The sequence below is a fragment of the Sphingomonas hankookensis genome (assembly GCF_001619955.1).
Classification (GTDB): Bacteria; Pseudomonadota; Alphaproteobacteria; order Sphingomonadales; family Sphingomonadaceae; genus Sphingomonas; species Sphingomonas hankookensis_A.
This window is the reverse complement of the sequence record NZ_LQQO01000005.1, coordinates 190375-199048: the sequence shown is the minus strand read 5'-3', so window position 1 is coordinate 199048 and position 8674 is coordinate 190375. Positions and strand designations below refer to the sequence as shown.

Annotated in this window: 4 protein-coding genes; all 4 read right to left on the bottom strand. The window is 61.8% G+C overall.

What is annotated here, in order from left to right:
* A partial coding sequence (locus AVT10_RS05035) for a DUF6602 domain-containing protein (RefSeq protein ID WP_066688971.1) occupies window positions 1-700 on the bottom strand: 700 nt, incomplete at its 3' end.
* Window positions 701-725: 25 nt separating this feature from the next.
* The gene (locus AVT10_RS05030; RefSeq protein WP_066688970.1) at window positions 726-3224 is read right to left on the bottom strand and encodes a S8 family peptidase; all 2499 of its coding nucleotides are present in this window, start codon (window positions 3222-3224) and stop codon (window positions 726-728) included.
* Window positions 3225-3227: 3 nt separating this feature from the next.
* Entirely contained in the window at window positions 3228-4358 is a 1131-nt protein-coding gene (locus AVT10_RS05025; protein ID WP_232307878.1) for an AAA family ATPase, read from the bottom strand.
* A gap of 864 nt (window positions 4359-5222) precedes the next feature.
* Window positions 5223-8399, bottom strand: a complete 3177-nt coding sequence (locus tag AVT10_RS05020; RefSeq protein ID WP_066688963.1) for a hypothetical protein — start codon at window positions 8397-8399, stop codon at window positions 5223-5225.
* Between the last annotated feature and the right edge of the window lie 275 nt (window positions 8400-8674).

Genomic DNA, 8674 nt, shown 5'->3' with positions numbered 1-8674 from the left:
CAGCCAAGTGGTCCAGGAACGGGTAGCAGCTCACCTTGATCCAGACTGTCATAGTCGATGGACCACTCAGAAGGGGGCAGCTCACGGGCGCGTGATCGCCGCCTATCTGCAGACGGGTCGGATCGAATGCGGGATTGGCGAGAGTGGCGTTGCGCGCGAAGACGACGCCGAACAACTCGTTCTTGAGCTCTGGATAATAAGCCGGCCAGTCTCGACGCTTGGGTTCGGTGAAACGCAGCTGCTTGCGATACTCGAGGTTGGGATTGGCCGTGCGCTTCGCACCGAGCCGCTTGGCGGCGCGTACCTGCTCCACCGCCTTGGCCAGCGTCTGCGATGCGCCTAATGTGGCGCCCAGCGACAGGCCGTGCTTGCACTCGATATAGGCATAGGCGGCCTCCACCGGGACCTGCTCCTTAATCGCATAATTGGGCGCGATCGAGGAGCGAAGCGTCGGATATGACAGGCGATCGTAGATGACTAGATCATCGCCCGCCTCTTGTCCGTCGAAGGTGACGATCGAACCTCGGCAGACACCATAGCGCGCGGGCAGGATATCTGTAAGCACCTCGCAGAGGGCGACCTCATATTCGTCGCCGAGATCGAAATTATACTGGGCTTCGATGAGCGAGAGGCGGGCAGCGACACGCCGGCTAAGCTTTCCGGCAAAGTCCTTGTAGGGTTGAGCGACGGATAGCGACATGGAGGGGACGGGTCCTTGAGGAGCGTCAGACGCGCGAGGTGATGCGCGCTGCGGTGCGGATGTCGGCGATCGTGGTGCCGAGCGCCTGAAGGTTCTGGCGCATGTCGTTAAAGACTGGCTTCTCGCCCTCGGGATCGCTGATCGTGAGGATGGCGGTGAAGGGCACGCCGCCCTCCGGCATCACCTCACCGGCGCGGGTGAGATAATCAACGAACAACCGCCAGTTCGACGAGGGTCCGACGCCGCGCGGGAAAGTCTTCTCATGTACCTTTACCGGGCTCCATTTAAGGTCATGCTCGATGAGTTCGGCCTCGACCGAAGGCGCGCGTGACGAGGGCAGGTAGAGCGGCTCAAGGCGGCCCTTCCACTTGCCGTCTTTCTGTTCTTGCTGGAGCGTCGCGTTGACGTTGATCCGGACGAATTCGGCGCCGAAGCGCGGATCAAGGGGCGGCGTCGAGACGAGGGTGAGGCGCGCGCGGCCGCGGCAGGTGCCGCCGTCGCCGACCAGCGAGGCGGGCCAGGGGAAGCGGAAATTGATCTGCTGCCCCTGCTGGATGCGCGATGCGAAGACGAGCGTGATCGCATGATCGCCGCTCTCCATGATGCGGTCGGCGGACGGCGGCATGCCGAAGCCGACGAGATGACGCGCGACCGGTGCCAGCACTTTGTGGCGCAGCGGCTCGGGCAGTTGCGCGTGATGGACGAGGAGCCCGATTAAGGTCTCGCGCGACACCTCGCCTTCGATTGCATGGTCGAGCGCGGCCGCGGTCTTAGCGATGAGCGGCGCGGCGTAGCTCGTACCGCAATCATCGACGACGGTGCCATCGGGAAGGATGGAGAACAGTCCGTGGCCTACGGTGGGATGGACGGTGCCCGACCCACCAACATGGGCGAGGTCGGGCTTGACCCCGGCCCGCAGGCCCGGACCACGGCGGCTGTAGCGGGCTGGTGCATGCGCAACGCAGCCGTCATGGCCGATCGGGTTAAGCGCGGCGACCGCGACGTTGCGCGCGCTTTCCGCCGGCATCAGCAGCCCGTCATTGCGGGCGACCGCGAGGCCCGAGAGCGCGGTCGCCGGGTCGCTCACCCATTCGGCACGCGCGTCCTGCGGGCGGGTGTTGCCCGCCGACATGAAGATCACCGCATTGTTGTCTTCGGCGATGCGATCAAGCCGTACCGCATAGGGGCTGTAGGCCTCAGGCGCCGCCGGCTGCATGATGTTGAGGCTCATGTTGAAGACGCGCACGCCGTGCCGCGCACGGGCGTCGGCGACCGCCGCGTCCATCTCGTCAAAAAATTGGGTGAGGCCGCCCGAATAATAAGTCTCGAAGACGCCCTCGGTCTCTTCCGGGTAGATCGCGATGTCGACCAGCTCTGCGCCATCGGCCTCGGGGCAGTTCTGGACGCCGTTGAGGCTGCCGCCGGCAACCGCGAGACCGCCGATGAAGGTGCCATGCTCCTGGTCGACATTCTCGTCGGCAAGAACGCCCCAGCGGTCGATGATCCAGTCGCCGAGAGCGTCGCTGACACCGCCGTCGATGATGCCGATGCGGGGATGGGTGCGCGCGGTGTCGCGTACCGGCAGGGTTAGCGTGCGAGGCCGGGCCTGGCCTCGCTCGTTGCTCGGCGCGGAGCGGGTGACGATGCCAGGCAAGCCGATCCGGCGAACTAGGGGATGTCTTTCGAGGAAAGAGAGGAGGCGAAAATGGCGCTCGCGATCCGGGCTGAACGGCGCCAAGTCCTTGCGGCGTTCTGCCGCGCCACCATCGACCATCAGCAGCACCGCGCCGTCCGCGCCTTCGTCGACTCGTACCGAGACCAAAGGCTGGTGGCGGCGCAGATGGGCGACGCGTTCAACCGAGACGCCGAAGCCCAGTGCATTGAAGCCGGCGAGGAAGGATTCGACGAGCTGGCGATGGGCGGCGTCGAGGCGATCCCAGTCACCGCGCGGCGGCACCCCGTCGAAGAGTTCAACCTGATAGCCGCTGCCCGTCATCGGATTGGACAACCAACTGATCGCTTCGTCGATCGAGAAGGACCGGCGGTCGGCCGGGCCATAGAGTTCGATGCGCTCGATCGCGCCGGTCTCGCTCTTGCGCCCGGACGGGTTGGGTACGTCCTTTTCCTTCTCCTTGTCCCACTTCATCTCGGTGATGGTCTCGGCGCGGCCGATTTCGGCGGCGATCTGGGCGAGCGCGGTCGGGCGGGCCTCGACGATCATGACGCCGAGATCGCCACCGCCGACCACCGGTGCCCGGTCTTCGCGGAACAGCGATTGCATCGGGCGGTGGCTCTTAGCCCAGGCTTCGCGTCGCAGGATCACCTTGACGAAGCCGACTGGACCCGCCGCCTGGGCTGCGAGCGTCGCCGAGATGGTGCCGAGCTGGCCGATCAGCGCGGTGCGGTGGGCCAGAAACTCGCGATCGCGGTGAGCAAAGAAGTCCTTCCGCCCGCCGCCGCCAGCCTTTTCACGCGCTTCCTCATAATTCTCAGTATTGAGGACGATCTGAACCGGACCCGCCATGGCTTAGCTCTCTTCCTCGGCCTTGACCGCCTTGCCGAGCTGGCGGCTGACGGTCGATTTATCCTTGCCGGTAATCTCGGCGATGTCGGTCATCGAGAAGCCAAGCTCGGCATCGTCGCGCATCGCGCGGAACAGCCGGCTAGGCTCGGAGAAGAGCAATGCGCGCCGCTCGCTTTGCACGCGCGCGGCATTGAGCGTGGCGAACTGGCGCAGGGTGTTCAGCAGGTCGAGCCGCTCGGTCGTGCGCACCGCCATCGCCTTCTTGTATGTGCGCACCAATGATTCAATTTCGGCGCCGGTCGCGCCCTCGGTAAACCAGGCGATCAGCTGGAGATGGCTGTCGGGAGCCTCAATTGGCGGCATGAACTGCGTCGCGATCGCCTTGCGCATCGCAAAGTCAGGGCGCGGGATCTCGAGCTGCACCTCAAAGCGCCGCCAGACGGCGGGGTCGAGCAACTTGGGATGATTTGTGATCCCAATGGTGAAACCGACATCTCGGCGCGAGTCGAGGTTTTGAAGGAGGGCGTTCACCACCCTCTTAATCTCACCAACCTCCTGCGGGTCGTCGCGCACCTTGGCGATCGCATCGAACTCGTCGAGCAGCAGCACGCAGCGGTAGCGATTAGCGAAGGTAAACAGGTTGCCAATGTTGCGCGCTGTGGTGCCGAGGAACGAGGAGACGAGGCCGTCAAGGCGGACGAGCACCACCGGCAGGTCGAGCTTGTGCGCCATCCACTGGGCGAGGCGGGTCTTGCCGGTCCCTGGCGCGCCATAGATCAGGCAGGTCTTCGCCGGCGCGATCTCCAGTTCGCTTAAGGCCTCGAAATGCGCCCATTCGTCGACGATCGTGGCCACGGCTTGAGTGACGATCGGGTTGAACAGGGGCGGACGCCCCTGGATTTGCGCCGGAAAGATGATCTCGGCAAGCGCGGCTGCGGTCTCGCGATCGACCGGGACTGGCGTATTCGGCCCAAGCGTCTCTCCGGCGAACTGCGCCTTCGATCGCTCGATCCGGCTCGGCGCAACCTCGGTCGCGCGCTGTGAGGTCGCGAGGATGCCAGCAAGGGACGACGCCTGCTTGTCTTCACCTCCCTTCGCAAGCGCATCTCGCAGGCGCTCGACCTGCTTGCGCACGGCGGGTGATGGGTCCGCCATCGCGGATCGACACAAAGCTTGAATTATCGAAAAATGCTCCACCGCACCTAAATCCCGAATGATGCATCGCACCTGTTATTTGTTGCATATGTCACGAGGAGATGTGCAGCGCAAGGCCGTCATGGTGCACTTATTAGCCAATCCGTTGCACAGTAGCGGTTCGTTGGTGCATTGGGCTAGCCTGATGATGTAAGGCCTCGCCCGACAGCGCGTGTCCGTCAGAAGCGTGTCATACGTCGGGTCGTTCTGGACGCACGGGGGCTGCTGGAGCGATTTCGCGTAGCCAAAAAATGTGCGCGAGAGCTGATCCGCGCGAATGACGAGTTGCGCCGTCTGCTCATCTGCTCTCGATTCGCGGCAAAGGGAGGGCATAGCCGTGCCAGCCGCCACGGGTGTGTGCAGTCGCCGCCAAACGGTTCACTTCAACCTGCTTCGCAGCGTCGCTGGCCCCAGGCCCGCCACAGCGCAGGTAACTAGACGTGAGGGCATCTTGGCCTAATCCCGGCCCGCATTAAGAGCAGCTCTTTGCGGTTAGCTACAGAAGCCGGTCAGTCGCCTAACGAGCAATGCCAGCCGTGGGGCAAAACCTGAATCAACGGCCCATTTCGGGATGCGCTCGGGCCGTCGTGAACGTCGCGTTCTGGGTCGCCAAGACGGAAGTTAGAGTGGCAGCTCCCGACCAACATACGCCGTTTGTCGATCGGGCGTAGAACGGCAGCTTCCGCCACAACCTTCCATTCGCCCAGTGGAAAGCCGTCCAGCAGTTAAGCGCCCAAATCTCGGTCGTTCACGCTAGCCTTGTCGGCGGCCGGAACGCTGCCACTCGCCCAAACCTCGCAGCAATCAATCGGGGATGCACTTACGGGCCGGGGATATGTTGAAGCCTTCGGGTGTCGGCTTGTATGCGTCCGTAGCGCGAGACCAGTTCTTTTCGCGGCTCTGTTGCCGGCGTAACCGGGTCGGCTCAATCTCAACTACGACCAATTGGTCATTTTCCCCTCCCCGGACGCGGCACACGTCACGATGGAACGATTTCTTGGCCGGCCGGCGCAGCCGGCTATCGCCGTAGCGCCGGTTGTTAACCAACGCCATATAGGCATGAACATCGAGCGCAGCTGCATCGATCAATGCGGAGAAGCTTTCCAGGTCTTTGTTCCACGAGAGTGTTATCAGGCAATCAACCTGGCCTTGGAATTCCATCCGATACTTTATGTTCTGAAGTTCACTACACACAAGGACGCCAAAAAAGAGACCGTTGTGCTGGTACACCCGCTTTAGATCATTTTCATCGGCCCAGCTCAGCCCGTAACTGGTATGCAGCAACTCGTCCTCTCCCGGTGCCGGCTTACACTTGCGTTGTCGAACTTGGATCGACGACGCGTAGCCTAAGCGATCATCGGTCAGCACAAGCACAGCTGAGCTGTAGATCTGTTTTTTGTCGGGGTGACGCGTGTAATCGACCCCAGCGATCAGGCTGATTCCACTGGCACGCAATCTTCCAGCAATGGTGTTGATCCAGCGCTCGGGCACCGACAGTTCTGGGAGGAGTAGATAATCTGGTTTCGGTTTAGCGTGGATCGCAGCGTTCACGATGTCCGCTAGCTGCCAATATCGACGCGGCGACAAGTCGGGGTTTCCCGCCGCTCCTTCTTCCCAGCTTTTGTCTTTCACTTCGAAGCTGCTCAGCCCTAGCCTTACGGCTCGGCCCAGTCCTGAGCGCCTCACAACGATCGGCGGGGGACGATCGTTGCTGTTGGCTACAACTGCGGACGGGCGCGTCCTCTCGTCGTCATCCTTGTCTCCGACGTCAGGCGTCTCGGGTTCCAGCTCTTCCGCTAGATCGCCGCGCACCCAAATTCCGCGAACCGCGCGCGTGTAATCAGCCCACGTATGGGCGGCAGCGACAGGTTCGTCGAATACGCACTCATCGGGCAAGTAGAGCGCAATCTCCTCCGGCGTGTATGGCCGTGTTGGGAATAGGAATGGCAAGATCGACCGCCGCACGAGATCGCCCGCCGCCGGAATGGCGAGCAGCGCCACACGACGCGGCGGTGGTCCGCTGGCGTTCAGTTCAGTGCGTTCCAGAAACTGGCGAAGGCAATCAACGTGCTGGTAGCGACCCGCCAACAGCGCCTCGTTAGGTTGCTCTGCCGGCTGCGCCACCGCGTCGGTGCGCAGGTGCTCGCGATAGGGTGTCCTAGCCCAGTCCGCCTCGCGCGCCTGTCGCGCCAACTTCGTCAGCTCGACCACGGTAAGCCCTAAGTCCTTAATTAGACCTGCGAATGCTCGCGCTCGTGACGGCGTGGAGGAGATTGGATACGCGCGGATCAACGCTTCCCGGAAAAAACGCCTGACCTGCTCGCGAGTGTCGTTCCAGACTTCCGGTGGGACGGAGCCGGCATAGATCCCGTTGATCTGCATCCGTGTTGTCCGAGTCGAATCCTCCAGCTTGAAGATGGCGGAAATAGTCTCCCGATACACCCGTCTCGCAGGTATCCAGTCGCCAAGCGACACCGCAAACGACAACAAGCGTGGTAAGTGGTCGATCTGCTCCAAGACCTTGTCAGCGCGGATGACGTGTTCGTGAGCGAACTCATAGAAATCGTCGCGTTGCGGTCTCCAGTCCTGCGGTCGAAGGTCTCGCGCCAGCGTGTTTACTGCGCGTAACAACACTGACCATCCGAGTCGGCGCAGCGTTAACCCGTCCGCCCGCCGCAGACTGTCGGCGTCATCAGCCGAGTCGGTTGCGGCCAGCGCCCGCGCAGCATGCGATTTCTCGATATGCTCAGGCTGCGGCATCGTCCTCCGCTCGCTCGACACCTCTCGGATTTGCGAGGCGATATGATCGAGCAAATCGGCACCCGACCGACCGCTTAGGAAGAACGTCTTTTGTTTTGCAGCCTGTAATGTCAGCTGGGTTCTGCCACCCCATTCCGGCAGCGTCAGGCTGACGTTTCCGGAAGAGTCGCGGCGAAACGCGGGGACCCGCTGCGTAATAAAGGTCCAGAGGTCGCTTGGCGAGTTGATGTCATCGCTATCGTGGAGAACTAGGAACAAGTCATCGACGTAGCGAGCATAGTAGATTGGGCTTAACTGTCGCTCGACCTGCCGATCCAAAAACGCGAGCAGCACATTCGAAATCACCCGGACGACCGACAGGCCGATAGGAATGCCGCCGTGTTGCCTGGCATCGATGGGGCATCCAAGTGCGGACAGTCTCTCGCGGCAGCGCGCCGACCATTCGCTCAGCGCCGCGCTAATGAGCTGGCTGAACGCCAATTCAAACGGGGTTAGCTCAACACCCAAATACTCTAGAAATCGCGCATCGACGAGGAAGCTGGGGTCTATGCTGTGATAAAAATTGCCAACGTCGAGAGTCATCGCGATAATCGGCTGCTCCCGCTTGATAGCGTCGCGCATGGCATCAAGGCCGTCGTCGCGCCATTTGCGGTAAGGCTCGAAATAGGGCTCGAATGAACCTAAAGACTCTAGGTGATAGTCGCCGACCCACTTGCGGTCCTTGTCCGCTCGATAGCGCCGGACACGCGAAGCGAGCGCGCGAGATGACAGGCACGCGTCGAACTTATGGCCGACCAAGTTGACCCACAGCGCCGATAAAACATGGGCCTCTACGCTGAAATCGCCGATTAGCCGGAATTCAGGGATCGGTGTTCGCTGGTCGGTAGACCGCCGGAAGGCCCGTTCCGCGTCCGAGAAAAAGGCGTGCGCCATCGACGCGCCGCCGTCTTGCTTCTCGGGCGGCTGCTGTTCGAAATTTAGCCGCTTGGGGAAGATGATTGGCTGCTTGATGCCTTCGGTCAGTATGGCGGCGGCTTCGCCTGCTTGTAGTCGCACCAGCAATGCCGCGAGCTTATCAGGCAGCGACTGTTCGTAAGCGATGAACGGCTCTGCTACTCTGATGGAGGACTCATAAAAGCAGTCGACCTTGGCCTTTCGATACGCGAAGAACAGATCGGTGAGTGACAGGTCGCTCCAATCACTAAAATCTATCCCTGCCACGTCGCCTCCGCTTCACTGACGATCACGTCAACAACGTTGATGTCATCTATTAGGCCTTACCGTATCCGAAAATCTCGCGTTCGGACAAGCTCTGCGAGAGCTCGACGTAATGTGTCCGCATTCGCCCCAGCAATGCCGAGAGCAGACGGGTCGCTAACGGCCCAGCCTCTGTCGCTCTCCGATAGCTGGTCGGCGCAGTGCTGGACGTCGGCTTCTGGCAGGACCTGCCATTCGGCACATCATGTCGGAACGGCAGAAAAGTCCCACATGTCACC

Coding starts and splice junctions, on each gene's coding strand:
- AVT10_RS05030 (WP_066688970.1), bottom strand. CDS start 3,224: ATGGCGGGTCCGGTTCAGATCGTCCTCAATACTGAGAATTATGAGGAA.